This window comes from Streptomyces sp. NPDC005775 (genome assembly GCF_042871565.1).
Lineage (GTDB): Bacteria > Actinomycetota > Actinomycetes > Streptomycetales > Streptomycetaceae > Streptomyces.
On sequence record NZ_JBIAIU010000006.1, the window covers coordinates 378,497 to 401,741 of the forward strand.

The following is a 23,245-nucleotide window of genomic DNA, read 5'->3' on the forward strand; positions in this document are numbered from 1 at the left end:
GTGATGCAGTTCCTTCTGGCGTTCATCGTCGTCGCCCCGCTCCTCGGCGCCGTCGCCGCTCTGCTCCCGGCCCCGCCCGGCCTGAAGGGCAGGAACCCCGACCAGGCCGTGCTCCGCCACGGCGTGACCGTCACCGGCGTGATCCTCGTCGCGGCGATCGTGCTGGCCGTCGGCTTCGACCACGACCACCCGTCGAAGATGCAGGCCACCACCGACATCAGCTGGATCCCGGCGCTCGACGTCCGCATCCATCTCGGCATCGACGGCATCTCGCTCCCCCTCCTCGTACTGACCGCGCTCCTGACCTTCCTCTGCGCGCTCTACAGCTACTTCAAAATAGCTCCGGGCCCCTCCCCGAAGGCCTTCGTCGCGCTCGTCCTCGTACTCGAATCCGGCACCCTCGCGACCTTCGCCGTCCTCGATCTGCTGCTGTTCTTCCTGGCCTTCGAGATGGTGCTCATCCCGATGTACTTCCTCATCGCCCGCTGGGGCGGTGCGCAGAAGCAGGCGGCCGCCTGGAAGTTCATCCTCTACACACTGCTCGGCTCGGTCGTCATGCTGCTGGGCCTGCTCCTCATCGGACTGAAGAGCGGCACCTTCGACATGGTGGCACTCGCCACTGACAACGGCCGCGGCCTCACCTCGTCCGTGCAGGTCATCGCCGTTCTCGCGATCGGCATCGGGCTCGCGGTCAAGACGCCGATGTGGCCGCTGCACAGCTGGCTCCCCGACGCCCACACCGCCGCCCCGACCGTCGGCTCCGTCCTCCTCGCGGGCGTCATGCTGAAGATGGGTACGTACGGATTCGTCCGGATCCTGCTCCCGATCGCCCCCGACGGCATGCACACGTTCGCGCCCTACCTGGCGGCGTTCGCGGTCGCCGGCATCATCTACGGATCGCTCGCCTGCCTGGCCCTCGCCCGGCCCGGCGCCAAGGGCGACCTGAAGCGGCTGATCGCGTACTCCTCCGTCGGCCACATGGGCTTCGTCCTCCTCGGCATCGCGAGCATGACCCCCACCGGCGTCAACGGCGCGCTCTTCGCCAACATCGCCCACGGCCTCATCACCGGCCTGCTGTTCTTCCTGGTCGGCGCGGTCAAGGACCGGTACGGCACCGCCGACCTCGACACCCTCGCCGGAGCCACCGGCGCCGCGCTCTACGGCCGCGCGCCCCGCCTCGGCGGCCTCCTCGCGTTCGCCGCGGTCGCCTCCCTCGGCCTGCCCGGTCTGGCCGGCTTCTGGGGCGAGATGCTCGCCCTGTTCGGCGCCTTCGACCCCGCCGAGGGGCTGAACCGCGCCGCCTTCCTGACCTTCATGTCCATCGCCGCGTTCGGCACCCTGCTCACCGCCGCGTACCTCCTCGTCGTGGTCCGCCGCGTCTGCATGGGCGCCAAGCGCGAGGAACGGCACCCGATCGCCGACGTCCAGAGCTACGAATTCGCCGCCTGGACCCCCCTCGCGGCCCTCACCGTCCTGGCCGGCCTGTGGCCCGCCGTCCTCCTCGGCCTCACCGACCCGGCCGTGCAGAAGCTCCTCGCAGGAGGCAAGTCGTGACCACAGCGGCCGAGAGCACCACCGGCCTCGTCCAAGCAGCGGCCGGGAGCACCACCGACCTCGTGCGGTCAGCGGCCGGCAGCAACGCCACGAGCCTCGTGCAGTCAGCGGCCGAGAACAGTGCCACGAGCCTCGTCCAGTCCGTCGACTGGCTCGCCATCGCGCCCCCGGTCACCGTCGCGGCCGTCGCCCTCGTCGTCCTGGTCGCCGACCTCTTCGTCCCCGCGGCACGCAAGCCGCTCCTCGGCTACGGGGCCGTGGCCGGACTCGTAGCCGCTCTCGCCCTGCTCATCCCGCTGCTCGACGGCGACCGCTCCACCTTCTGCCTCACCACCGGTACCCGCGCGTGCAGCTACACCGCCGACCACTTCACCCTGGTCATCCAGGCCCTCGTGCTCGGCGGCGCCCTGCTCACCGCGCTCCTCTCCATCGGCGACACCCGCAAGCTGCCCGCCGGCGAGTTCTGGTTCCTGCTGCTGTCCTCCGCCGCGGGCGCCGCCCTCCTGCCCGCCGCCCGCGACCTCGCCACCCTCGTCGTCGCCCTCGAAGTCGCCTCGCTGCCCGCCTTCGCCCTCGTCGGCATCAAGCGCGGCGACCGGCGCTCCTCCGAGGCCGCGCTGAAGTTCTTCCTCTCCTCCGTCGTCGCGACCGCCGTGATGCTCCTCGGCGTCAGCTTCGTGTACGCGGCCACCGGCACCCTCCACCTCACGGAGATCGCCGCCCGCCTCGACGACGTCCCCGCTCAGCTCTCCACCCTCGCCCAGGCGGGAGTCGCCCTCACGCTCGTCGGCTTCGCCTTCAAGACGGCCGCCGCACCCTTCCACTTCTGGGTCCCCGACACCTACGTCGGCGCCCCCCTGCCGATCGCCGCCTACCTCTCGGTCGTCGGCAAGGCGGTCGGCTTCTCCGGCCTCATCCTCGTCACCGTGGTCGCCTTCCCGTCGTACGCGGACGTCTGGGGCCCCGCCCTCGCCGTCCTCTCCGCGCTCACCATGACCGTCGGCAACGTCGCCGCACTGCGCCAGAGCGCCACCCGCGCCCGCAGCGCCGTACGCCTGCTCGCCTGGTCGTCCGTCGCCCAGGCCGGCTACCTCCTGGTGCCGATCGCCGCCGCCGCGTACGCCGGAGACCGCCAGGTCGGCTCGACCGTCGCGTACGCCCTGATGTACGCCGTCGTGAACCTCGGCGCGTTCGCGGTCGCCGCCCTGGTCGCCCGTACCCGACCCGGCAACCGCATCGCCGACTACCGCGGTCTGTACGCCACCCGTCCGCTCGCCGCCCTCGCGATGGGCTTCTTCCTGCTCTGCCTGGCCGGACTGCCGCCGGGCATCATCGGACTCTTCGCCAAGGTCACGGTCTTCTCCTCGGCCGTCGACGCCGGACTCGGCTGGCTCGCCGTCGTCATGGCCGTGAACGTCGTGATCGCGCTCTACTACTACCTCCGGTGGACCGCGGTCCTGTTCCGCGCCCCAGCCGAGGACGGTACGGAAGAGCCCGTCACCCGTCACCGCACCCCGGTACCGCTCACCCTCGCGATCGTCCTCACCGCCGTCGTCGGCATCGCCCTGTCGGGCGCCCCGCAGACCGTCCTCAGGTTCGCCGACGTCAACCTGTTCTGACGTCCTCCGCCGACCGCCGCAAGATCGGTTTGCCCCGGGCCGCCCGCACAGGGCAGGGTCATGCCCGCGCGCGGCGCATACAACCTGCACATCGCAACAGAGGAGCCAGAAGCAGTGCTGAACGGGTTCAAGGACTTCATCCTTCGCGGCAACGTGATCTCCATGGCGATCGGCCTCGCCGTCGGAGCGGCGTTCACGGCGGTCGTCACCGGGTTCAGCAACGCGTTCATCGTGCCGCTGATCGGCGTCATCACCCGCGGAACCGGCGACTTCAGCAAGGCGCACTTCAGGGTCGACGGCGTCGACTTCCCCTACGGCCTCTTCGTCAGCGCCGCGATCGCCTTCCTCATCACCGCCGCGGTCCTCTACTTCTGTGTCGTCGTGCCCATGGCCAACGTCCAGAAGCGCTTCACGACGAAGAAGGAAGAGGAGCAGGTCGACATCAAGGCGGCCCTGCGCGACTGCCCCCGCTGCTACACGGCGATCCCGGCCGTCGCCTCCCGCTGCGCCTACTGCACCAGTGAGGTCGAGCCCGACCCCGAGGCCCTGGCGCTCGCGAAGATCCCCGTCCAGCGCTGACCCCCGCACCGCCCCTCCACCCGTACGGCCTACGGCCCACTCCGGTGCGCACGCCCGGAGAGGCCGGGCCCCGCGGCCGTGAGCACAAGGGAACTAGCTCTCCCCGCCTGGCGTTGACCAGTACGGGAGGCTCCACTGGGGAGTGGAGCACCACCAAGCAAGGGTTCCCCTGCTGCACCACTTGGAGGGCGTACCGTGCACCGCCGGCACAACGGGCTGAGAACCGCCGTACTCCTCGGCGGCCTGTCCGCACTCATCATCCTCATCGGCAGCTTCTTCGGACGTACGGGCCTGATCGTCGCGCTCCTCGTAGCCGTCGGCACCAACGCCTACGCGTACTGGAACAGCGACAAGCTGGCGCTGCGGGCCATGCGCGCCCGCCCGGTGAGCGAGTTCGAGGCGCCCCAGCTCTACCGCATGGTCCGCGAACTCTCCACCGCGGCCCGCCAGCCCATGCCGCGCCTCTACATCTCCCCGACCCAGGCGCCCAACGCCTTCGCGACCGGCCGCAATCCGCGCAACGCCGCGGTCTGCTGCACCGAGGGCATCCTCCAGATCCTGGACGAGCGGGAGCTGCGGGGCGTCCTCGGCCACGAGCTCAGTCATGTCTACAATCGCGACATCCTGATCTCGTCCGTCGCCGGAGCGCTCGCCTCCGTCGTCATGTTCCTGGTCAACTTCGCCTGGCTGATCCCGATCGGCCGCTCCAACGACGACGACGGCCCCGGCATCCTCGGCATGCTGCTGATCATGATCCTGGGCCCGCTCGCCGCCTCCGTCATCCAACTGGCCGTCAGCCGTTCCCGGGAGTACGAGGCGGACGCCTCGGGCGCCCAGCTGACCGGCGACCCGCTGGCCCTGGCCAGCGCGCTGCGTAAGCTGGAAGCAGGCACCAAACAGCTTCCGCTGCCTCCCGAGCCCCGGATCGAGACCGCGAGCCACATGATGATCGCGAATCCGTTCCGCCCCGGGCAGGGCATGTCCAAGATGTTCTCGACCCACCCGCCGATGGCGGAGCGCATCGCCCGACTCGAGCAGATGGCAGGTCATCGCCCGTGAAGACAATTCTGAACGTCATTTGGCTGGTCCTGTGCGGCTTCTGGATGTTCCTCGGATACATCCTCGCGGGACTCCTGCTGTGCATCACGATCATCGGCATCCCGTTCGGCCTGGCGGCCTTCCGCATCGGCCTCTACGCGCTGTGGCCCTTCGGCCACCGCGTCGTCGACCGCCGGGACGCGGGGGCGCCGTCCTGCGTGGGCAACGTGCTCTGGCTGGTCCTCGCCGGCTGGTGGCTGGCGCTCGGTCACATCACGACCGGCATCGCCCTGTGCATCACGATCATCGGCATCCCGCTGGGCATCGCCAACTTCAAGCTGATCCCGGTCTCGCTGATGCCCTTCGGCAAGGAGATCGTCAGCACCGACGACGAGTTCGCCGGCTGGTAGGCCACCCGTACGGCGGACGGGGCGCAGGCAGATCCCAGCAGTTCGCAGCCAGGTGCGCAGCCCGGCTTTCGCAACCATCCGACCGGCACGGACGTCTTGGATTCCAGGACCGAGTGACGGGTAGGTTGGCGCGCATGACCATTATTGGCTGGATCATTCTCGGACTTGTCGCAGGCGTCATCGCCAAGATCCTGCTGCCGGGCCGCGACCCCGGCGGCCTCGTGGGCACGACCCTCATCGGGATCGTCGGAGCCTTCCTGGGCGGCTGGATAGCGACGCGCTTCCTGGACCGCACGATCGACAACGAGGACTTCTTCGACCCGGCGACCTGGGTCTCGGCCATCGGCGGCTCGCTCGTCCTGCTGATCGCCTACCGACTGCTGTTCGGGGACTCGCGCGGCCGCCGCTGACCCGGAGCGCCCAGCCCCGTCTCGCGCAAGGTCAGATTGAGCCGGCCACCGCTCATCCCCGTTTCGGGACCCGCGGTCCCGGGACGGACCCTCGGCACTCCGTGAAACGCGTGACGCGACGGCCCGCCGAAGACGAACAGGTCCCCGGAGGCCAGCTCCACGTCCGTGTAGGGCCGCCCCCGGTTCTCCGTGTTGCCGAAGCGGAAGACACAGGTGTCGCCGATGCTCAGCGACACGACGGGGGCACCGGAGCGTTCTTCCTTGTCCTGGTGCATGCCCATCCGCGCGTCGTCGTCATAGAAGTTGATCAGCGCGGCATCGGGTGCGTACGCCCGTGCTGCCGCACTCTCCGCCCCGTACGCCTCCGCCACCGCCGACCGCCCCAACTCGGCGAGCCACTGAGGGAACGGGGCGACCGGCGCACCGTTCACGTCGTCCGCCGTACGCGTGTAGCGGTACGGCTGCCAGTGCCATCCCAGGCACACGGTCCGCACCGACATCACCCCGCCGCCCGGAAGCGCCGTGTGCCGCAGCGGGACGGGCCCGCGCGCCCACGTACGGCACGCCGCCACCAACTCCCGCTGCTGCTCGGCCGACAACCACTCGGGCACCTGCACGGCGCCCGGAGCGACCACGGCCCGCGGCCTCGGGAAGAGCCCGGTCATCAGCCCACCGCCAGCGCGCCCTCGAGCCCCAGGAGCCGCTGCTTGCACTCGAGGCCACCCGCGTACCCCCGCAGCGCCCCGTCCGCACCGATCACCCGGTGGCACGGCCGCACGACGAGCAGCGGATTGCGCCCGATCGCCGTCCCCACGGCCCGGACCCCCACCCCCGGAGAGCCGACCCGCTCGGCGATCTGGCCGTACGACACCGTCTCGCCGTACGGAACACCGTCCAGCGCGGCCCAGACCCGGCGCTGGAAGTCCGTGCCCCGGCCGTCGGCGTACACGAGGTCGAAGCCGGTCCGCCGCCCCTCGAAGTACTCCCGCAACTGTGCGGCGATCCCCGCGAACGCCGCCGGATGGTGCAGCCAGCCGTCCTGGACGACCGCCGCACCCTTCTGGCCCGGCAGGGAGAGCGAGACGAGCGCGACCCCCGCCGCCGTACCGACAGGGCCCGTGGTCTCCTCGCCGACCAGCAGCAGCACACCCAGCGGGCTGTCGACCGTCGCGTACATGGTCATGGCTCGTCCCTCTCTCATCCGTCCGGCCGACCCGATCACCAGCCGTCACGGACCAGTCTGCGTCGCCCGATCCGCCGCGACCGGCGGTATTCGGACATGCAGTCCGGGCAGGGAGCGGCGCATTCCACTTCCTGCCCGGACCGCCGCGTCGTCCTACCGGTAGTTCGCGAACTGGACGTCGAAGTCGAAGTCCTGGCCCTTCACCAGCGCCTGCACGGCCTGCAGGTCGTCCCGGCTCTTCGAGCTGACGCGCAGCTCATCGCCCTGGACCTGCGCCTTGACGCCCTTGGGGCCCTCATCGCGAATGACCTTCGCGACCTTCTTGGCGTTCTCCTGGGAGATGCCTTCCTCGATCGTGCAGAACAGCTTGTACTCCTTGCCGGACAGCTGCGGCTCGCCCGCGTCCAGCGACTTCAGCGAGATGCCGCGCTTGATCAGCTTGGACTGGAAGATGTCGAGGATCGCCTTGACCCTCTCCTCGCCGCTCGCCTCCATCAGGATCTTCTCGCCGGACCAGGAGATCGACGCCCCGGTGCCCTTGAAGTCGTAGCGCTGGGAGATCTCCTTCGCGGCCTGGTTGAGGGCGTTGTCGACCTCCTGCCGCTCGACCTTCGAGACGATGTCGAAACTGGAGTCGGCCATGACGTGTGGCTCCTTGTATCGGGGTGCTGGAAAGGAAGTGCTCGGACCGACCAAGCCTAAGGGCCTGCCCGCCGCCCACGCCCGTCCCGGCCGCTGGTCAATCCAGTGGCGTAGCACCCCCGGGCATCAGGTATCGTTTACGTCGTTGCCACAGAGCGCCGCCGCAAGGCGGGGTCTCACGGCAGCATCCCTTGGCGGTGTGCCCGAGTGGCCAAAGGGAGCAGACTGTAAATCTGCCGGCTCAGCCTACCCAGGTTCGAACCCTGGCGCCGCCACAGGAAGTGAAACCCCGCCCGACCTGCTTAAACACCAGGTCGGGCGGGGTTTCTGCATGTGTGCAAGTGGGACTGCGGAGAGCGCCGAACGGCCCCCGCATCCCACGTTGTCTCACCTGAATCCCACCCCTGATCAGGGCGTGTCCCCCAGACGTCCCCCGGGGGACGGGGCTCACTCCGGTTCGTTCCACTCCCGCAGAGCCGCGTCGATCCGGTCGTTGGCCCGCTGCTGCGTCTGGGCGAGCACCTTCGCGTAGACCCGGAAGAGGACCGCGATGGTGTGGCCGGCCCGCCGCGCGCACTCCATGGGGTCCACTCCGGAACTGAGCCAGAAGGAGACCCCCGCGTGACGTAGGTCATACGGACGGCGAGCGAGGAGCGAAGCATGCTCCCGCTCGCTCAGCACGTCCTTCCGTGCCCGAGCCCAGACCTCCCCGTATCCGGTCTCCTGCAGCAGTCCACCGCGGTTCGTGCGGAAGAGCCGGCCGTCCGGGGCGACGCCGAATCTGGCGATGTGCTGACGGAGCAGCCGGACGAAGTGCGGGGGGATCGGTACGGGCCGGGAGTCCTTGACCGCCCGCGCCTTCAGGTGCCGCATCTCGTGCGCCTCCCCGTCGTCGGTCCAGTTCCGACCGGCCCGTACCGCCCCCTCGCGGAGCGTCAGTGCACCCCAGCCCGTCTCGGGCAGATGGCACTGCGAGTCGCGGAGGGCCGTCGCTTCCGCCGGCCGCATGGCCGCGTAATACAGACACCCGAAGAACGCTTCGAGGTGCTCGCCCCGGGGCCCCTGCTCGCGGACCCCCTCGAGTAGCGAGCGCGCCTGGCGCGGATTGGCGACGCTCTGCGGGTCGACCTCCTCGGCGGACTTCGGCGCGGCCCACTTCACGGTCGTCAGCGGGTTCACCGGCACGGTGAAGTACCGCTCTTCGACGGCCAGGCCCAGGACGTCGCTCAGACACGCGCGCTTGCGGCGGGCAGTGCGAGGCGCGGCAGGCTTCCCGTCGATTTTCAGCCCGAGGGCGTCCAGCGCCAGGCGGACGGTGGCCGCGTCTTCGAGCGCGGACACCGGCAGGGAGTTCCGGTCCAGCCACTTCAGGGCCTGCGCCACCTCCGCCGGCGGCTCTTCGGTCCACCGGTTCCGGTTGTACGCCCACCCGTACAGCGCCCGCCGAAGCAGCGCCGCGTCCGGCTTCCCGGCGGCCGACTTCACGAGTGCCGGAGTGATGGTGGCGAGAGCGTCCGCGTAGTTCTTACGGGATTTGGCCGGGGCCGCCGCCCACTTGCGGTCGATGTAGGCGCGGGTGTGGGCGTACCAGGTGATCGAGCCTTGGAGCGCACGCAGTTCGGAGGTCGGCAGGCCCTTCTCCTCGTCGAACTGCTCGCCGCGGCGGACGGCGGCCATCAGCTCCGAGCGCCGGCCGTCGGCCTGGGCCTTGAGCTGGTAGCTCTTGGAGTGCTTGCGCTGGCCGACCATCCACCGGAGCCGGTAGGGCTTGGGCCGGTCCCGGCGCACCTCGATGGAGTACAGGCGCACGTCGTACGTGAGGGGCATGGTTCTCCTGGAACAGGCCGAGGGCCCGCCGGTCGGGCGGGCCCTCGGGTTTTCAGCGGGGGAGTGGGAGGTCAGGCGGCGGACGCTTCGAGATCGCGCCACCAGGCGTCGAGGTCGGCGCGGCGTACGCGGAGCTGACCGTTGGGGAGCTTGATGAGCTTGGGCGCCTTGCCGCGGGCACGCATGCGGTAGAAGGCGGCTCGGCTCATGGCGAGTTCGGCGAGTACCTCGGGAAGCTTGAGCATCTGGGGGCTGGCCATCGTGCGACTCCTCTTTGAGCGCGTGGTCTCTTTGCTCTGGTGGATCCGCCACGTCCGCCACGCCGCCACATCGCAGGTCAGAGGCCTGCGTTTGTGGCGGATAGCGATTGTGTGGCGGATAGGTGCCGCCACACATGAGGTGGGGCGACACCGGCTGTCGCAGTGGTTCAGCCCGCGACCGGGAAGAGCGGTGTGGCGGTTTCCGCAGACATGTGGCGGATGGCTGTGGCGGTATCCGCCACGGATTCACCCCCGCTGACCTGCGGTGTGGCGGATGTGGCGGACGTGGCGGATTCCTCCGGGGGTGGAGGGCAGTACCGGGTCCAGGCGTCCGTGAGGTCTTCCGCGTAGTAGCCCTTGGGGAAGCCGGAGGGGGTGCGGATGCCGCGCGGCTTGATGGGCTTGTTGGCCGGGGTGACGTACTGGGCGAGCAGCCGGGCGAGGGCGCGGGAGTTGACCGGCTTGTCGTCCAGGTCCCCCCACGGGCCGTCGTCCATGGCGAGGAGGCATTCGAGGATGACGGCGGTGGGCATGCGGTCGGCGCCGCAGAAGACTCGGTCGCGGAGATCGGTCAGCAGCCGCACTCCGAGGGAGGCTTCGTCGTTGTCGTGGGCTGCGTTGATCAGTTCCAGGCATGCGGTACGGGCCCGGGCGGGCCAGTCGCCCCCGGCGGCGTCGGCGACGGCGAGCAAGGGCTCCCACACGTCGGCCGGTCGGTCGGTCACCCCGTCAGGCATCTCGGGCCAGGCTTCCGCGACCAGGTCGCGGATGGTGTCGGCCCACGCGGCGAGCCGGTCGCGCAGTTCGTGGCCCTGCTTCTCGTGGATGCGCTGGCGGTAGGGCTCCACCTTCTCGTTCGGGGCGCGCTTGCGCATGCGGACGATGATCGAGCGGGTCAGCACGGTGTCCGGCAGCGAGCCGAGCCCGGCCATGGCGACGGCGCAGTACGAGCCGAAGACCTGCGCGTTCTGGTTGGAGCCCTCGCCCACGCACCGCAGGGCGCCGCCGATGCGCCGGTAACCGGCGTTCAGGAACCCGCGTAGTGCCTCGTCCGCGCCGGCCTTCGGGCCGAAGATGGTGTCCACCTCGTCGAAGAGCACGGTGGGCAGCCCTGCGGCGGAATCGACCAGCCGGTACAGGGCGTTCGCTGATGCCGAGACCGTGCTCACCGGGCGAGGGGTGAGGAGCTCCACGATCTCCAGCGCCCTGGACTTCCCCGACCCCGGCTCGGGCGAGAGGAACGCGATCCGGGGTGTGGTCTCGAAGCAGTCCACCAGGTGCGCGTGCGCGTCCCACAAGGTGACGGCGACGTAGGCGGCCTCGGTGGGGAAGACGTTGAACCGGCGGTGGAAGGCTTCCACCTCGTTGAGCAGGGCCGCGCCGTCGAGGGGCGGGGCGGGAGGTGTGGCGTTCATGCGGCGGCGCCTTCCTGGTCGGTGCGGAGCGGGCAGCGGGATTTGTGGTCGGCGTGGTTGGTGATCAGGGCCAGGGCCTTACGCTGTCCGGCGGCGAAGAGGTTGCGGCCGCATTCGCAGACGCTGGTCACGGTCGGGATCGCGCCGCGGGGCGCGCTGATCGTGAGCCACGCGATGGGGTAGCGGCCGTCTCGGGCGTGCTGGTCAGGGCGAACAGCAATGCGGACGCCTTCGGCGACGACCTTCGCCGCACCACTGCCGGATGCGCCGGGGGCCGGTTCGGCGATGCGGGGGCCGGTGGTCGTGGCGGGACGGCTTTTCAGGTGCCGCCGTTGCTGGGGGCTCATGCGGTGGTCTCGCGCGGCCGACAGGTCCGGATGGACCAGTTGAGGGCGCTGCGCAGGGTGGAGCGGCACTCGGCAGCCGGCAGTCCGGCCGACTCACCCGCGACCTGAAAAGCCTGCTCCACCTCATGCCGGGGGAGGTCGCCCCATGCGACGAACCGACCCACCGCGCGGGCGCTCTTGAGCAGCTGCGTGTTGCGGTCGCCTTCCGGCGCGCTGGCAACGGCCGTGGTCTCGCGCTGCAGGGCGACTTCGGCGGCCCGGTTCCCGTACCGAGACACGTGAATGCGCACCGGCTGCACCGGCTGCGGGGCGGGGGCGAGAGCGGCCAGCAGCCAAACGGGAAGGTCGGCGACGGGGGCAGCGTCCGTGACCTCGTACGCCTCGCCGTTGACGATGCTTCCTGGGGCGACGACGTTGCCGCCCCAGGCCCGGGTATCGATTCGCTTGGCCAGCTTCCCCTTGCTGCTCGGGAGTTGGGCCGAGGTAGGAGCGGTGAAGTACAGGTGTGCTCCACCACTGGGAGTCCGCACCCGGTAGGTGGTGGGGGCGGCCTGGCCGGCGCGCTCGCAGAGCGCCTTGAAGGAATCCACACCGGAAGGTGTGTCCGCATCGTCTTCAGGCTTGGGCATGTCGAGGTCGACGACGACCAGCCCCGAGGGGCCCGGCGCGATTCCGACGTTGAACGGCCGCACTGCCCACGCGCCGCGGATGCGGTCGGCGTCCAGGGTCGCGCGCTGCTCCCACTTCAGGTGACCGGCCGAGCAAGCGCCCGCGTGGGTGCAGCGGTCTTCGCCGTGCAGCGCAGGGGCTTTGCCGCCGGGGCGCAGGGGATGGACGTACCAGCCGCGGTCAGCGGCTCGTAACGCTGCATCGAGCAGCGTGGTGGTGCGGTCATGGGTCATGCTGGATGTCTCCAGTTCTCTGATGAGGATGGCTGGACGAGGGCGGCCCCGGTTCATTGGCGTGAGAGGGGGCCGCCCTCGGCGTAGCTACTTCCGGTTGCCGTGGCGGGTGTGGTCGTGGGCGAGAGCGGCCAGCCAATGGGCCTCGTCCGGGGTGACGGCGCGGTGGCGGATCCGCAGGGTGCAGCCGGGCACCGAGCAGCGCACGGTCCGCATCCCGGCGAGGCGGGCGATAGCGTCGGACACGTGGTCCGCGTACGGCTTCAGATTGGGCATGGGCTCCTGCTCTCGGGTTAGCGGTGGTTGATGGTGCCGTTGGCCTTGCCGAACATCCCGGACGCGGTGATGTTCTGCGTGATGTGCGTAGTACTCCGGCCAGCGCCCGTCGCGGTACGGCCGAGGCGAAGCAGGAGGGGGACGCCGATGGCTGCGGCGGCGATGAGGGTGACGGCGGCCCAGAGGGCTTCACTCATGGCGATCAGTCCCGGGGCTGCGTAGGAGAGTCCGATACCGGCGGCGGCGACGCCTCCGCCGATGGTCGGTGTCAGGAGCGCGGTGGTCTTGGCCCATACCGGGATCGGCTGCGCCACCGGAACCGGCGGAGCGGGCGGCGCCTGCTGCGGGGTGTAGGCGAGGGTGCGGATGCCGCCCGGCAGGGTGACCATCTGCACTCCGGGCGGGATCTCATGCGGCAGCATCGCGGGGTGTGCGGTGGGCTGCTGGGGGGTGAGGGTGGTGATCTCGTACGCGGTCTCATGCACGACGGGCTCCTTCAGCAGCACGGGGGACCACCCTTGAACGTCAAGGTGTGGTCCCCTGCGACTTGTCGTGGTGCTTGTCGTCCGGCTTGTCGTGTGTCTTGTTGCTTGTCTTGTCTTGTCGCTTGTCGCCTTGCAGGTCACAAGCCGTTTTCGACCCTCACAGACCCGTCCAGGGCCCTTTCTGGGGCGCAGGCGACAAGCGAGGGCGGGGCGCGGTCACGGGCCTTCTCTCCGGCCGTATCGTCGAGGGATGAACGACGACGCGACCGGCCGAATGGACCTTGACTCCCATGCCGAGTTCTCTCTCTGGCAGGCCGACGTGGTCGTGCTCTTCCACTGGTTGATGGAGCTGGACTTCGACAAGCTCCCGGTCAGCCACCGTGCGGAGAAGCAGGCGCTGACCGACCTATTGGCACGGCTGGACGAGTGGGCTCTGGAATCCACGTCCGCTGACCTGGAACGGGCCCGGGAGATGGTGGCCCGCAACATGGGCTGGGAGTAGCCGACCCGGCTGAGGCTCAGTCCTCGGCGGGGCGGTCGGACGCGTACCGGTGGTGGACGTAGCGGGTTTTGGTGCCCTCTCCGACGCGTACCGCTTCGCCGCTCTCGGCCCATTCCTTGAGCCACCCGGCAACCGTCTGCCGGGTCGTGCCGTGCTCGTCGGCCAGGGCGCGGGCGATCGCGGAGGCCCCGGTGCCTTCGGCGCCGGCCGCCATCAGGACCTGGAGCGCGGCTTGGCGGGCGGCGTTGTTCTCCGGACGCAGCGCGGACAGGTTCAGCCCCGTTCCGGCCGGACGCTCCGCCCCGGGCTGAGGATCGGGGGCGGTGCCGAACTCGGCGTCGATCTGCTCCCGGAACTTCCGGGCCAACGCCTCTTCCGGCGACTCCTGGCCGGTCCGCAGCGCGGACAGATTCAGTCCGCCGGCGCTGGGCTGCTCGCCTGCTCCGGCGGCGGCCGGAGCGTGGTCGGTGTCCCGCATCCACTCGGTGCGATCCGGTGCCCACCGCTTCGCATAGTCGTCGCCCCCAGCCTGGGCTGAAATGGCGTCCAGGGTGGGGTGCATGTCGGAGGTGGCCAGGACGATGTCGCGGATCTGGTTGGGCAGGATCCGCCAGTTCTTGAACAGCGCCGCAGCCGACTCCGGCGTTCCCATGAACCCGGCACCCTTGTACGGGGCCTGGTCCGGGCGGAGTCCCCGGGAGCCGGGGAAGACCTTGCTCAGGTCCATCCCTTCGACTTCCCCGCCGGTGAGGCAGACCCGGGCCTTGGCCTCGCGGCGGATCATCAGGTTTCCGAGCACAGACCCTGTGGCACCCAGCGCGGTGAGGACGGTGCGGATACCCATGGCGCGGAGCATGCGGATCACTTCGAGGATCTTCTTGGCGAGGTCCTTCATAGCCCGGTCGGTGCTGGTCAGGATCTCTGCGCCCTCGTCGACGACCAGCATGATCTGGGGGATCTTCGCGCTGATGGGGAGCTGGTCGGTGTTCCGCTCGGCCATCAGGTCCTGGTAGGCGACCTTGCGGCGCATGCCGATCGCCAGAGCGGCATCGAGCATCCGCGCGGCCTCTTCGTGCGTAGAGGCAAGCCAGTCAACGCCCGGCCGCACTCCCTCGATCGGGGCCCCGTTGGCGTCGAGTGCGGGGCGGGCCCAGGGCAGGCCGACGGATCCGGCGTTCAGGTCAATCACCCAGGTAAGGACGTCGGTGGTGCGGGCGAACCCGGCGAGGATGACGTGCACCATGTTGGTCTTGCCGGACCCGGTGGGGCCGACGACCAGGGCGCACTGCTCGCGCAGGAACACGCAGATCTTTTCGGCGTTGGTGCGATACCCCCACGGGATCCCGGTGTAGATCGACAACGGGCTGTAGTCCGAGGGGTAGGTGCGCTCTTCGAAGAGCACGTTGACCGTGGTCACGTCGATGAGGACCCGGCCCTGGTGGATGCCCTGCGAGGCAACTGCGGTGCAGCCGTGCGGCAGCCGGGCATCGGCCGACAGCGCTGCGGAGTGCTGGGCGATCCGGTCGTAGGTGGTTCCGCCGGCGGGGAGTTCGGCGTCGATCGTGAAGCCGGTGCCGGTGGGCCAGATCTCCACCGCGAGGACCCGCAGCGTGATGTTGCAGACCCGCTGCACTCGATCAACCCACTCCGCAGCGATCGCCCGGCGCTCGGCGGACAGCTCACGGCTGACCTGGCGTTCATCGGCGGCGATGGCCTCCAGCTCCCGCGCCTCCTCGTAGAGCAGGGTGGAGCGGGCGGTAGCCCCGATCCCGACGCCGATCGTGGCCAGGGATCCGAGGGCTGCCCAGGTGAGGGGCCCGGTGGTCATGGCCCAGGTGGTCCAACCCGCGCCGACCAGCCAGGAGGCGGAGCGCATCGCGATGGTGCGGGCGGAGAGGCGTTCGCGCAGGCTGCTGATGGTGTGGCCGATCGCGCCGGCCGCACCAACAGTCAGGGCCCAGCCGGGCGGCATGCCGGTGGCGGCCCCGGTGGTGGCAACTGCAAGGGCGCCGGTGGTGGCGGACAGAGCGCCGGTCACGGGTCCGTGACCGGCAGCCCAGTCCCACACCGGCCCGGTGCTGGCCTGTGTGGTGGCGGTCATCTCAGACGTTCCATCCCTTCTCGGCCTCGGACCCGTTGCGCGGGTCCTCGTGGCGGGCGATGTCCTGCTCGTGCGACTGGCGGAACAACGGGCCCATGTCCTCGGCGACCGCGACCGCGGACATGACGGCGCCGAAGATGTCGTTGAAGCCGTCCGCGACTTCCTTCTCCAGCGGAAACTCGCTGTCGGCCCGCTCGGCCAGGACCCGCATCACATTCGCCACGCTCGTGAGCGCGGCCGGGAGCCCCTCGACCATGGCCAGGATCTCCATGGCGCTCTCGGGGTCGTACTGACCGGCCGCGGCTTCCATCTCCGCGGCGTACTCCTCGAACCGGAAACCAGACACGTTCTCTCCCTCATCCGGGGTGGTGGTGGGTGCCGCCGGCGTCAGCCCCTCGGGGCGCTCGGCCGTATCGCTGATCTGTTCTGTGTTCTCTGCCGCCGCCTGGTCGGCGGCGGCCTCGTCCTGCTGCAGGGCGGCGCATATGGCGTCGTCCCTGCCGTTGCGCTGTTCCTCGGCGGCGTGGGTCATCCGGGCGTACAGGCGGCGCCCGGGGTACTGGAGCCAGGCCCAACCGAGCTTCCGGCCCAACGGGGTGGAGACCATCCCGATGAGTCCGAGGGCCCCGGCGAGCAGAGCGGCAAACAGGCGCCGCCCGTGGAACCGGGCGGCGGAACGCCGAAGGGCCTTGCGGGCCTTCTTTCGGGCCGGGGCCTTACGCACGTCGTCACGCCGGGCGGCGACCGTCCCGGCGGCCCGTTGGTCGCGGGCCTGGCGGTTGCGCTCGATCGCTCTGCCCTTGGCCGCACCGACCCGGCCTGCGGCCTTGCTCACGGACTGGCCGATCGGCCCCTTACGCGCCATGGACGCGGACCGGGCCGCGGTCTTGGCACCCCGTCGGGCATCGGCCAGAGAGCGACGCGCCCCGGTGGTCTCGGACCGGCAACCCGACCGAGACGAGGGCGAGGTGCGCGCCGACTCCCGCAGCGCCTTGACCTGCCCCACACGGCCCGGCGGCTTCCCCGGGGCAGCCCCGGCGGAAGCGTGCTTGGCCGACGTCTTACGGAGGGTGTCCAGGCTGCTCTTCGGGCTGATCTTCGGACGGCTCGACTTGCTGGAGCTGAGTAGCGAACCGGCGGCGCCGCGGCCGGACTTCTCCTGGCCGCGACCTGCACTCTTGCTGGTGCTGACGTGCCCGTTACGGCTCTGGCCCGGCACCCGACCGGATCCGCTCCGGCTGGATCCGCTCCGGCCGGAGGTCTGGCCGGCCGATCCCGTACCGGCCCCGGCACGGGACGTGCGACCGGTGGCCTTGCGGGGCTTCTTCTTGTCGCGGTGCTTGCGGGCCGCTGCGGCCGTGCCGAGCACAACGGCGCCGGTGGCGGCGACCGCCAGAGCGGCCGGGCCTCCGACCAATGCAGCGGCTGCTAGGAGGGAAGTGGTGGCGTTGGTGCCGGTCACCGCGAGCGGGACGACCGGCCAGCCGCCCGGGGTGTGCTCCGCCCCGGGGGCGCCTCGCGCGGGCTTGGCCTCGGATGCCGGGGGCGGGGTGTGCGGTGCGGCCTCGGGGGCCACTACCGGGGTGATGGTGGTGTCGGCCATGCTGAGTGCACTCCTTCGCGGAGTTAGGGGCCCGGCCGGATCTGTGGTGGTGAGGGCCGGGCCCTGCGAACTTTCAGGCGGCGCACTGTTCTTCGGGATAGGCGCAGGTCACGCACATGCCGAGCGAGGTCGGAATGCGGTATCCGGCGTCCTGGTGGCAGTTCGGGCAGACCTGCTGGGCGGCGTTCGCCTTGGTGAGCGCCGCCCACCGGGCCGGGGTCATCGGCCGCACCGGCTTGGCCAGGTCGATGCGGTAGAGGTAGGCGACCAGCGGGCCCCGTCGCTTTCGCGGGCGCTCCAGCACAGCGGCAACGTCCTGCCCGCCCGGCCGCAGCCCTTGAGCTCGGAGCTGGCGGACTGTTGCGTAGCCGGGCGGTGCGAGGCGCCACCGGTAGACCGGTAGGACGCTCACTGGTGCGCGCCCTCAAGCGTCCGGGTTGCCGAGTTGTCGCGCAGTTCCTGGTAGCGGCTGGAGATCCAGCCGACCGACCAGCCGGTCAACTCGGCCGCGGCCCGCACCGACAGCCCGGCTTCGAACGCAGCGCGGGCCGTGGCCCGGGCCAGCTCCTCTTCCTGCTTCTCCGTAGCGGGGCCGGCCGCTAGGAGTGCGGTCCGTTCACGCTCAGCCCGCTCCTGCCGCTCGACCTCTTCACGGCGTTCACGCTGCTCGCGCTCTCGAAGCTCAGCAGCACGGCGCTGGGAAGCCTCTCGTTCGAGGCGTTCACGCTCTACCTGCTGCTGTTCACGCTCGCGTTCACGGCGTTCACGAACCTCCCGCTCGGCACGCTCCCGGGCCTCGCCCCGCTCACGCTCCTCACGCCGCGCCGCCTCCTCCCGCGCTGTCTGTTCACGGGCCAGAAGCGCTTCGTGCTCACGCTGCTCACGCACCAACTGGGCGGCGTGCTCGCGCTCCTCACGGGCCCGCCGCTCGGCCGCCTCACGGCGCTCCAGGGCGGCGTGCTCGCGCTCGGCGTGCTCGGCTTTCTGCCGGGCTTCCTGTGCGGTCAGGGCGGCGGTGATGGCCTGCCGGTAGGCGAGACCGGTCTCCGCGGTGACGATGAGCAGGAGCGGCGCGACCGCGTGGACGGCCACTCCGACCAGCTCTTTCCTCAGTGCGGAGTCGGCCACGTTCAGGGCCAGGGTCATGCAGCCGGTCATCCACCGCAGCGCGATCGGCCACCGGCCACCGTGCCCACCGAGACGGGCCAGTACGGCATCGAGGCGGACGACGATGACGACTGCGGCGTCCACCACCAGAGGCAGAATCGGCGCGGTCCACTTCCACCCCTCGGGCGTGTGCTTCTCCATGAGGGGCGTGACCGTGAGGATGGAGAAGAGCATCGCCCCGCCCACGATCAGCCACGTGCCAACGGACAACGCCCTTTCCGCTGAACGGATCTGAACACTGTTCACGGCGCGCCCCCGTCTCGTGAACGCACCCGAACTGAGGCCAGCAACCGCACCTGCGACGTGTCGTCGTCCGGCGTCTCGCTGTACTCCGTCCACTCCCACTCGGCGTCCCCCGCGAACACAAACCCGAGTGCGGCAAGCGCACGTGAACGCTCGGCCACCGTGGGCACCTGGGCCGACCGGCCGAAGTAGTGGTCAGGCCACTGCGAGCCCGGGGCATTCATCAGCGCCACGTACAGGCACCACCGGCCGCCGCGGATGGACATCTGCGCGGTGTGCTCCTTCATGCGGCCACCGCCGAACCGGCGCTGACACCCCGCGCGGCCGGACGGCGGACCGTACGGCGCGGGCGCCGGCAGTTCGGCGTCTTCAGCGGGAGCGTCCGCAGCAGGCTCGCGGCGTAGGCCGCGGTCTCCGGGTCGCTCTCGCGGAGGTCCGCGAGGACCTCGTGGGCGACGTCCAGCCGCGCGGTCCGCTCCATCGCGGACTCCGTGGCCGAACCGGTGAACAGCTCCAGGTCGATCCCCAGAGCCAGCTCGATGAACTCGGTCGCGGTAACAGGCTCGCGACCAGCAACGATGGTCTTCATGGGTCGTTTTCTCCTTAGTCGATGGACGGCCCAAAACAGCGGCCCCGGTGTCCAACCACCGGGGCCGCGCGCCGTTCAGGGATGGGCTGCCACGTCATGTGGCCGGCCCGGCCGCCAGAGCTGGCGGCGAGTGCCCCGGGCCAGATTCGATCCGGCAGCCTCACGCCGTGATTCGGGGCGGTGCATGCTCAGCGACCGGACCCGCCGGTGGAACGGCGGTTGGCTTCGCTGACCTTCTTGGAGAGTGCTTCGCGTTCCTGCTCTGTCAGACTGCTGATCACAGGTGCCTCCTACATAGGTGCCTGTCTCGCGGCACCCCGGTTGCCCCCGGGGTGCCGCTCGTGGTTCCGGGCCATCCGGTTCCCCTCAGCCCCGCCCGTACAGCCCTGAGATGAGGGCCGGACGGGCGGAGGAGGCAACCGGCCGCAGCGGTCATGGGCACTGCGAAGTGGTCGAGTAATGCGGTTGAGCACACGGGGTGGTGTCCGGCGCTGCCGCCTGCTTGAGGCACAGGAGAGGCGGCGATCCTTGGCACGCTGTTCAGTTCTCAATGAACGGCCGCTTCCTTAGAACCCGTTTCACGGAGCCCTCCGGGCGGTGCGAGCAGGCACGCAGAACAAACTCCCGAGGCTTGTAGTCCTGGGACTGCGTGACCGCTAGTGAGACAATGCACCCACAGTCCCAGGACTGTCAACAGTCCTGGGACTGTGTTTGACTGGGCGGGTCGAAAGGAGGCTGGAATGGCACCGAAATGGCGAGAGCTCGCCGACGCGCTGGCTGCTCGGATCAGGTCGGGCGAGTACGTCCCTGGCCAGCAGTTGCCGCACATCAGAGAGCTTGTCGAGGCTGGCGAGGGCTCTAAGTCCACGGTTCACGCGGCGTACAAGGCGCTGGAGGCCGAAGGGCTGGTCGCGTCATCGCGTGGGCACGGGACGGTCGTGCGTCGGCAGACACCGCTGAAGCGGCTCGGCGTTGCCCGGTACGACAAGGCGAAGTGGCGCGACGGCGACCAGGTGGCGTTCATCGCTGACCGGGTTGCCACAGACCGGGCCTACCGCCGGGGAGATCAGACGCAGACGGTCTCCCTCGTCGAAGCTCCGCCGGCCGTTGCGGAGGCGCATGGCCTGCCAGCCGGTGCGGACGTCTACGCGCGAGCCCGGCTGGTGAAGGAGGGCGACCAGCCGACGCACACCCTGACCAGCTACTACCGTCCCGAGCACGTCGAGGGCACGCGCATCGTCGACCCCACACCGGGCCCCGCCGGCCGCGGCGGGGGCTTCCGCGTCCTGTATGACGCCGGCTACGAAATCGACCACATGAAGGAGCAACTCTTCGCGCGCGTCCCCACGTCGGACGAGGCGAAGCTCCTGCAGCTGGCCGCCGGCGAATGGGTAGTCGAGCTGCACCGCACCACGTTCACGGCCGATGGCACGGTGGTGGAGTTCGCGATCGGCGTCCACGCGGCGTCCCGCTTCGCGTGGGAGTACGACTTCAAGGTGCCCGACTCGGCGCAGGCCGGAAAGGTGGAGCAGTGATTTCGGAGCAGTCTTGGGCGGACGCACGAGTGTTGTGGGACTACCACCAGATGCACCACGAGCTGCGGCCGTGCTCAGTGGCGATCGGCCTGGGCAGCCACGATCTGAGCGTGGCCGACACCGCGGCGGACCTTTACAAACGGGGCATGGCACCGCTCATTGTCTTCACCGGAGCCACGAGCCCTACCACCAAGGGTCGAATGCCCCGCGGAGAGGCGGTGCACTACCGCGAACGTGCACTTGAACTGGAGGTTCCGGACTTTGCGGTACTCGTGGAGCCCAAGGCCCGTAACACCGGCGAGAACATCCGCTTCTCAAGGCTCCTGCTCGAAGAGGCTGGCGTGGACGTCGCGTCGGTGATGCTGATTAGTAAGCCGTACGAGGAACGGCGGGCCTACGCGACTGCGCGCAAGCTGTGGCCCGAGGTCGAGATTATTAGTGCGTCGACGCCGATTACATTCGATGCTTACATCGACACGATGGGAGATGCTCAATTCGTATTCGCCATGCTTGTCGGCGCTCTTCAGCGCCTGTTGGAATATCCGAAACAAGGATTCATTATCAGTCAGTTGGTTCCAGCAGACGTAGTGGTGGCGTTCGAGCGGCTATGCGGCGCGGGTTTCACGAGTCGACTCGTTTCGAACGCCCTGCGGGTGTATTGAGTCTTGCCGTCGAGGTGGTGGCCCCCCAGGGCCTGAGGCGGGCACCGAGCCCACTGCTATGGGGCTTGGTGCGGCGGGGGCGCTCAATCTCCGGCGTGGTAGGTGCGCCGTACGACCGTTCCGCGGTGTGTAGGTGGAAGGTGGGGGTGCCGGAGGGCATGGAGGAGGCTCCGAGGGGGGTCTCGACCTAGATTACTGTCCTCCGTAGCTTCGGATGCTGCCCGTCTGTTACCGCTCTCGCGCGGCTATCTACTTCATAAAGTCTTTACCGAGAGTGGCGGCAGCGATGATGAAGGAGCCGACCGTGAAAACCAGCGCGGAGAGGGCGATCTTGTCGGCGCTTGAGGCTCGACTCCACCAGGAGCCGTGCGACACTTCAGTCGTGGGTGCGAGCACTGCGCGGTTGGCCCTTTTGATAATCTTTGAGGAAACTGCGAACAAGCCTAGAAGAGCCGCCATTGTTCCAAGCTGGATCCAAAGTAGCGGAAATTCCACTAGCGGGTATTGCTCTTTCTGAAAGGGAATACCCACAAAGATTGCCGTAGCACTCGCAATGAATGACAGGACTGCGATGAGGAAGCTGCGTTTCCGTGCCTCCCTGACCGCCGGGTCGCCTGCTATCCGCCCGTCGGCCCCTTTGAGGAGGAGCTCGATACGAGCACCTTGGCCGTGCACCCAGGTGGCGTCGTGCCCCGACACCTGTACCTCGACCCGCTCGGTGTCCGCTTTGATCGTGATCTTCCTGGCGCCCGTGCCGTCGTCTGCTTCGAATGCGAGGTTGCCCCATGCATCCAGGTCCCCGCTTGCGTTGGAGCTGCGGACGTGGTCGACGAGGTCGGCCAAGCTGTTTGCGCTATAGCGGCTGCTGTCTCGTTGAGTAGAGACGACCACTGAGTTGGCGGAGATGCCCTCCGCCGCTTGGTTGAAAAGGCGGTTGAGCTCGCTCTTGCCGAGTCGGCAGCGGAGGTACACCGTGCGCACTTCATCGTGTTGAGTTGGGGCTGACATGGTGGCGAGCTTGTCGGAAGATGCCCACCTTCGCGTGGCAGTTGCCGATCGGTGACCAAGTTGTGGCCAAGCCCGTCATCCGCAAAGGGTTGTCGGTCCAGGTGGTGCAGGGCTGTGACGCGTCCTGTACGAGGAGGCTGATTACCGCGGCTGGTGGCAAAGGTGCTGACATGAGTGCAAAACGCTTCCCCCAGGCGTCCCCCACAAGCGCCTGAAAGTGGAGAAACCACAGCTCACAGGAACTGAGCTGAGCCCACTGTAAATCTGCCGGCTCAGCCTACCCAGGTTCGAACCCTGGCGCCGCCACATAGCAAGGCCCCCGTCCTTCGGACGGGGGCCTTCTCTGTTGTGCGACGCTGGGCCGCGACGAAGGGTGTGGGCGTGGAATCCGTACTGGTCAGCGCATGTCTGCGGGGTGTTCCCTGCCGGTTCGACGGGCGCGGCAAGGCGTCGAAGGAGATGACCGCCGCCCTTGCCGGGCGACGGCCCGTCGCCTTCTGCCCGGAGGTCGCCGCGGGACTGCCCACGCCCCGCCGTCCCGCCGAGATCGTCGGCGGCGACGGGCACGATGTGCTGGACGGCCGGGCCCGTGTCGTGGACGACACCGGGTGCGATGTGACCGAGGCGTTCCTGGACGGCGCGGGGCGGGCGCTGGAGGCCGCGCGCGGGGCGGGCTGCACCGAGGCGCTGCTGATGGCGCGCAGCCCTTCCTGCGGGCGTGGCACCGTCTATGACGGTACGTTCGCCGGCCGGCTGCGCGAGGGCGACGGGGTCACCGCGGCCCTGCTGGAGCGGCACGGCGTCACCGTCCGGCCCGCTACCGGGGACTGACCCGAGCGGAGCGGGCCCGGCCGGAATGAACCGCAGCGGACCGGGGACCGGCCGGGG

The 23,245-nt window shown here is 69.5% G+C and carries 27 protein-coding genes and 1 tRNA gene; 11 read left to right on the top strand and 17 right to left on the bottom strand.

The features are described 5' to 3' along the window. Positions 1-3: 3 nt before the first annotated feature. The 6 genes from ACFYPA_RS17330 to ACFYPA_RS17355 all read left to right on the top strand — a co-directional run bounded on the left by ACFYPA_RS17330 (position 4) and on the right by ACFYPA_RS17355 (position 5,610). Positions 4-1,554, top strand: a complete 1,551-nt coding sequence (locus tag ACFYPA_RS17330; RefSeq protein WP_389132646.1) for a NuoM family protein — start codon at positions 4-6, stop codon at positions 1,552-1,554. Continuing rightward, entirely contained in the window at positions 1,551-3,173 is a 1,623-nt protein-coding gene (locus ACFYPA_RS17335) for an NADH-quinone oxidoreductase subunit N (RefSeq protein WP_389132577.1), read from the top strand. The genes ACFYPA_RS17330 and ACFYPA_RS17335 overlap by 4 nt, the downstream gene beginning before the upstream one ends. A 114-nt stretch (positions 3,174-3,287) precedes the next feature. After that, entirely contained in the window at positions 3,288-3,752 is a 465-nt protein-coding gene (gene mscL, locus ACFYPA_RS17340) for a large conductance mechanosensitive channel protein MscL (protein ID WP_359078251.1), read from the top strand. A gap of 195 nt (positions 3,753-3,947) precedes the next feature. Next, complete coding sequence (htpX, locus tag ACFYPA_RS17345; protein ID WP_359313865.1) at positions 3,948-4,811, top strand: zinc metalloprotease HtpX; 864 nt, start codon at positions 3,948-3,950, stop codon at positions 4,809-4,811. After that, positions 4,808-5,200: a YccF domain-containing protein gene (locus tag ACFYPA_RS17350; RefSeq protein WP_359078255.1), complete on the top strand. Its 393-nt coding sequence runs from the start codon at positions 4,808-4,810 to the stop codon at positions 5,198-5,200. Before htpX ends, ACFYPA_RS17350 begins: the two co-directional genes overlap by 4 nt. 134 nt (positions 5,201-5,334) lie before the next feature. Next, the gene (locus ACFYPA_RS17355; RefSeq protein ID WP_359078257.1) at positions 5,335-5,610 is read left to right on the top strand and encodes a GlsB/YeaQ/YmgE family stress response membrane protein; all 276 of its coding nucleotides are present in this window, start codon (positions 5,335-5,337) and stop codon (positions 5,608-5,610) included. On the opposite strand, the gene ACFYPA_RS17360 is transcribed toward ACFYPA_RS17355, so the two are convergent. The 3 genes from ACFYPA_RS17360 to ACFYPA_RS17370 all read right to left on the bottom strand — a co-directional run bounded on the left by ACFYPA_RS17360 (position 5,571) and on the right by ACFYPA_RS17370 (position 7,435). Continuing rightward, entirely contained in the window at positions 5,571-6,275 is a 705-nt protein-coding gene (locus ACFYPA_RS17360) for an alpha-ketoglutarate-dependent dioxygenase AlkB family protein (RefSeq protein ID WP_389132581.1), read from the bottom strand. The genes ACFYPA_RS17355 and ACFYPA_RS17360 overlap by 40 nt on opposite strands. Further along, positions 6,275-6,793, bottom strand: coding sequence for a methylated-DNA--[protein]-cysteine S-methyltransferase (locus ACFYPA_RS17365; RefSeq protein WP_359078260.1), 519 nt, complete (start codon positions 6,791-6,793; stop codon positions 6,275-6,277). Before ACFYPA_RS17365 ends, ACFYPA_RS17360 begins: the two co-directional genes overlap by 1 nt. A gap of 153 nt (positions 6,794-6,946) precedes the next feature. Then, positions 6,947-7,435, bottom strand: a complete 489-nt coding sequence (locus ACFYPA_RS17370; protein ID WP_359078262.1) for a YajQ family cyclic di-GMP-binding protein — start codon at positions 7,433-7,435, stop codon at positions 6,947-6,949. Between the two features lie 193 nt (positions 7,436-7,628). On the opposite strand from ACFYPA_RS17370, the gene ACFYPA_RS17375 reads away from it, so the two are divergent. After that, positions 7,629-7,710 (top strand) — tRNA-Tyr (locus ACFYPA_RS17375). A 172-nt stretch (positions 7,711-7,882) separates the two neighbouring features. On the opposite strand, the gene ACFYPA_RS17380 is transcribed toward ACFYPA_RS17375, so the two are convergent. The 7 genes from ACFYPA_RS17380 to ACFYPA_RS17410 all read right to left on the bottom strand — a co-directional run bounded on the left by ACFYPA_RS17380 (position 7,883) and on the right by ACFYPA_RS17410 (position 12,947). Beyond that, a complete protein-coding gene (locus tag ACFYPA_RS17380) occupies positions 7,883-9,262 on the bottom strand; it encodes a tyrosine-type recombinase/integrase (RefSeq protein ID WP_389132585.1) in 1,380 nt (459 codons plus the stop codon). Positions 9,263-9,333: 71 nt separating this feature from the next. Continuing rightward, a complete protein-coding gene (locus ACFYPA_RS17385) occupies positions 9,334-9,522 on the bottom strand; it encodes a helix-turn-helix domain-containing protein (RefSeq protein WP_329306504.1) in 189 nt (62 codons plus the stop codon). Between the two features lie 167 nt (positions 9,523-9,689). Beyond that, the gene (locus ACFYPA_RS17390) at positions 9,690-10,937 is read right to left on the bottom strand and encodes a DUF3631 domain-containing protein (protein WP_359313855.1); all 1,248 of its coding nucleotides are present in this window, start codon (positions 10,935-10,937) and stop codon (positions 9,690-9,692) included. After that, a complete protein-coding gene (locus tag ACFYPA_RS17395) occupies positions 10,934-11,284 on the bottom strand; it encodes a hypothetical protein (protein ID WP_359313853.1) in 351 nt (116 codons plus the stop codon). The genes ACFYPA_RS17390 and ACFYPA_RS17395 overlap by 4 nt, the downstream gene beginning before the upstream one ends. Next, entirely contained in the window at positions 11,281-12,186 is a 906-nt protein-coding gene (locus ACFYPA_RS17400; RefSeq protein ID WP_359313850.1) for a bifunctional DNA primase/polymerase, read from the bottom strand. Before ACFYPA_RS17400 ends, ACFYPA_RS17395 begins: the two co-directional genes overlap by 4 nt. Positions 12,187-12,273: 87 nt before the next feature. After that, the gene (locus tag ACFYPA_RS17405) at positions 12,274-12,462 is read right to left on the bottom strand and encodes a hypothetical protein (protein ID WP_359313848.1); all 189 of its coding nucleotides are present in this window, start codon (positions 12,460-12,462) and stop codon (positions 12,274-12,276) included. Positions 12,463-12,479: 17 nt separating this feature from the next. Beyond that, entirely contained in the window at positions 12,480-12,947 is a 468-nt protein-coding gene (locus ACFYPA_RS17410; RefSeq protein ID WP_359313845.1) for a hypothetical protein, read from the bottom strand. A 250-nt stretch (positions 12,948-13,197) separates the two neighbouring features. Between ACFYPA_RS17410 and ACFYPA_RS17415 the strand changes: the two genes are divergently transcribed. Further along, entirely contained in the window at positions 13,198-13,449 is a 252-nt protein-coding gene (locus tag ACFYPA_RS17415; RefSeq protein ID WP_359313842.1) for a hypothetical protein, read from the top strand. Positions 13,450-13,465: 16 nt separating this feature from the next. Here the strand turns inward: ACFYPA_RS17415 and ACFYPA_RS17420 are convergent, their stop codons facing one another. The 6 genes from ACFYPA_RS17420 to ACFYPA_RS17445 form a co-directional block, all read right to left on the bottom strand. Beyond that, the gene (locus ACFYPA_RS17420; RefSeq protein ID WP_359313840.1) at positions 13,466-15,550 is read right to left on the bottom strand and encodes a hypothetical protein; all 2,085 of its coding nucleotides are present in this window, start codon (positions 15,548-15,550) and stop codon (positions 13,466-13,468) included. A 1-nt stretch (position 15,551) separates the two neighbouring features. Next, positions 15,552-17,153: a hypothetical protein gene (locus ACFYPA_RS17425; RefSeq protein WP_359313837.1), complete on the bottom strand. Its 1,602-nt coding sequence runs from the start codon at positions 17,151-17,153 to the stop codon at positions 15,552-15,554. Between the two features lie 73 nt (positions 17,154-17,226). After that, complete coding sequence (locus ACFYPA_RS17430) at positions 17,227-17,565, bottom strand: RRQRL motif-containing zinc-binding protein (RefSeq protein ID WP_359313835.1); 339 nt, start codon at positions 17,563-17,565, stop codon at positions 17,227-17,229. Next, on the bottom strand, positions 17,562-18,566 hold the full coding sequence (locus tag ACFYPA_RS17435) for a DUF2637 domain-containing protein (protein WP_359313832.1): 1,005 nt from the start codon (positions 18,564-18,566) through the stop codon (positions 17,562-17,564). Before ACFYPA_RS17435 ends, ACFYPA_RS17430 begins: the two co-directional genes overlap by 4 nt. Next, a complete protein-coding gene (locus ACFYPA_RS17440; RefSeq protein WP_359313829.1) occupies positions 18,563-18,850 on the bottom strand; it encodes a DUF6303 family protein in 288 nt (95 codons plus the stop codon). Before ACFYPA_RS17440 ends, ACFYPA_RS17435 begins: the two co-directional genes overlap by 4 nt. Then, complete coding sequence (locus ACFYPA_RS17445; protein WP_359313826.1) at positions 18,847-19,152, bottom strand: hypothetical protein; 306 nt, start codon at positions 19,150-19,152, stop codon at positions 18,847-18,849. Before ACFYPA_RS17445 ends, ACFYPA_RS17440 begins: the two co-directional genes overlap by 4 nt. A 740-nt stretch (positions 19,153-19,892) precedes the next feature. Between ACFYPA_RS17445 and ACFYPA_RS17450 the strand changes: the two genes are divergently transcribed. Together ACFYPA_RS17450 and ACFYPA_RS17455 are read left to right on the top strand one after the other, a co-directional pair. Beyond that, on the top strand, positions 19,893-20,687 hold the full coding sequence (locus tag ACFYPA_RS17450; RefSeq protein WP_359313823.1) for a GntR family transcriptional regulator: 795 nt from the start codon (positions 19,893-19,895) through the stop codon (positions 20,685-20,687). Beyond that, on the top strand, positions 20,684-21,349 hold the full coding sequence (locus tag ACFYPA_RS17455; protein ID WP_359313820.1) for a YdcF family protein: 666 nt from the start codon (positions 20,684-20,686) through the stop codon (positions 21,347-21,349). Before ACFYPA_RS17450 ends, ACFYPA_RS17455 begins: the two co-directional genes overlap by 4 nt. 249 nt (positions 21,350-21,598) lie before the next feature. On the opposite strand, the gene ACFYPA_RS17460 is transcribed toward ACFYPA_RS17455, so the two are convergent. Next, positions 21,599-22,357 (bottom strand): hypothetical protein, encoded by a 759-nt coding sequence (locus ACFYPA_RS17460; RefSeq protein WP_359313818.1) that lies wholly within the window; start codon positions 22,355-22,357, stop codon positions 21,599-21,601. A gap of 381 nt (positions 22,358-22,738) precedes the next feature. Between ACFYPA_RS17460 and ACFYPA_RS17465 the strand changes: the two genes are divergently transcribed. Beyond that, positions 22,739-23,188, top strand: coding sequence for a DUF523 domain-containing protein (locus tag ACFYPA_RS17465; protein ID WP_359313816.1), 450 nt, complete (start codon positions 22,739-22,741; stop codon positions 23,186-23,188). Positions 23,189-23,245: the final 57 nt, after the last annotated feature.

Excerpts from the sequence above, each read along its gene's own strand:
- ACFYPA_RS17360 (WP_389132581.1), bottom strand. The coding sequence starts at position 6,275 with ATGACCGGGCTCTTCCCGAGGCCGCGGGCCGTGGTCGCTCCGGGCGCC.
- ACFYPA_RS17445 (WP_359313826.1), bottom strand. The coding sequence starts at position 19,152 with ATGAAGACCATCGTTGCTGGTCGCGAGCCTGTTACCGCGACCGAGTTC.
- ACFYPA_RS17330 (WP_389132646.1), top strand. The coding sequence starts at position 4 with ATGCAGTTCCTTCTGGCGTTCATCGTCGTCGCCCCGCTCCTCGGCGCC.
- ACFYPA_RS17380 (WP_389132585.1), bottom strand. The coding sequence starts at position 9,262 with ATGCCCCTCACGTACGACGTGCGCCTGTACTCCATCGAGGTGCGCCGG.
- ACFYPA_RS17460 (WP_359313818.1), bottom strand. The coding sequence starts at position 22,357 with ATGTCAGCCCCAACTCAACACGATGAAGTGCGCACGGTGTACCTCCGC.
- ACFYPA_RS17385 (WP_329306504.1), bottom strand. The coding sequence starts at position 9,522 with ATGGCCAGCCCCCAGATGCTCAAGCTTCCCGAGGTACTCGCCGAACTC.
- ACFYPA_RS17365 (WP_359078260.1), bottom strand. The coding sequence starts at position 6,793 with ATGACCATGTACGCGACGGTCGACAGCCCGCTGGGTGTGCTGCTGCTG.
- ACFYPA_RS17450 (WP_359313823.1), top strand. The coding sequence starts at position 19,893 with ATGGCACCGAAATGGCGAGAGCTCGCCGACGCGCTGGCTGCTCGGATC.
- ACFYPA_RS17425 (WP_359313837.1), bottom strand. The coding sequence starts at position 17,153 with ATGGCCGACACCACCATCACCCCGGTAGTGGCCCCCGAGGCCGCACCG.
- ACFYPA_RS17370 (WP_359078262.1), bottom strand. The coding sequence starts at position 7,435 with ATGGCCGACTCCAGTTTCGACATCGTCTCGAAGGTCGAGCGGCAGGAG.
- ACFYPA_RS17415 (WP_359313842.1), top strand. The coding sequence starts at position 13,198 with ATGAACGACGACGCGACCGGCCGAATGGACCTTGACTCCCATGCCGAG.
- ACFYPA_RS17420 (WP_359313840.1), bottom strand. The coding sequence starts at position 15,550 with ATGACCGCCACCACACAGGCCAGCACCGGGCCGGTGTGGGACTGGGCT.
- ACFYPA_RS17355 (WP_359078257.1), top strand. The coding sequence starts at position 5,335 with ATGACCATTATTGGCTGGATCATTCTCGGACTTGTCGCAGGCGTCATC.
- ACFYPA_RS17390 (WP_359313855.1), bottom strand. The coding sequence starts at position 10,937 with ATGAACGCCACACCTCCCGCCCCGCCCCTCGACGGCGCGGCCCTGCTC.
- ACFYPA_RS17400 (WP_359313850.1), bottom strand. The coding sequence starts at position 12,186 with ATGACCCATGACCGCACCACCACGCTGCTCGATGCAGCGTTACGAGCC.
- ACFYPA_RS17440 (WP_359313829.1), bottom strand. The coding sequence starts at position 18,850 with ATGAAGGAGCACACCGCGCAGATGTCCATCCGCGGCGGCCGGTGGTGC.
- ACFYPA_RS17405 (WP_359313848.1), bottom strand. The coding sequence starts at position 12,462 with ATGCCCAATCTGAAGCCGTACGCGGACCACGTGTCCGACGCTATCGCC.
- ACFYPA_RS17395 (WP_359313853.1), bottom strand. The coding sequence starts at position 11,284 with ATGAGCCCCCAGCAACGGCGGCACCTGAAAAGCCGTCCCGCCACGACC.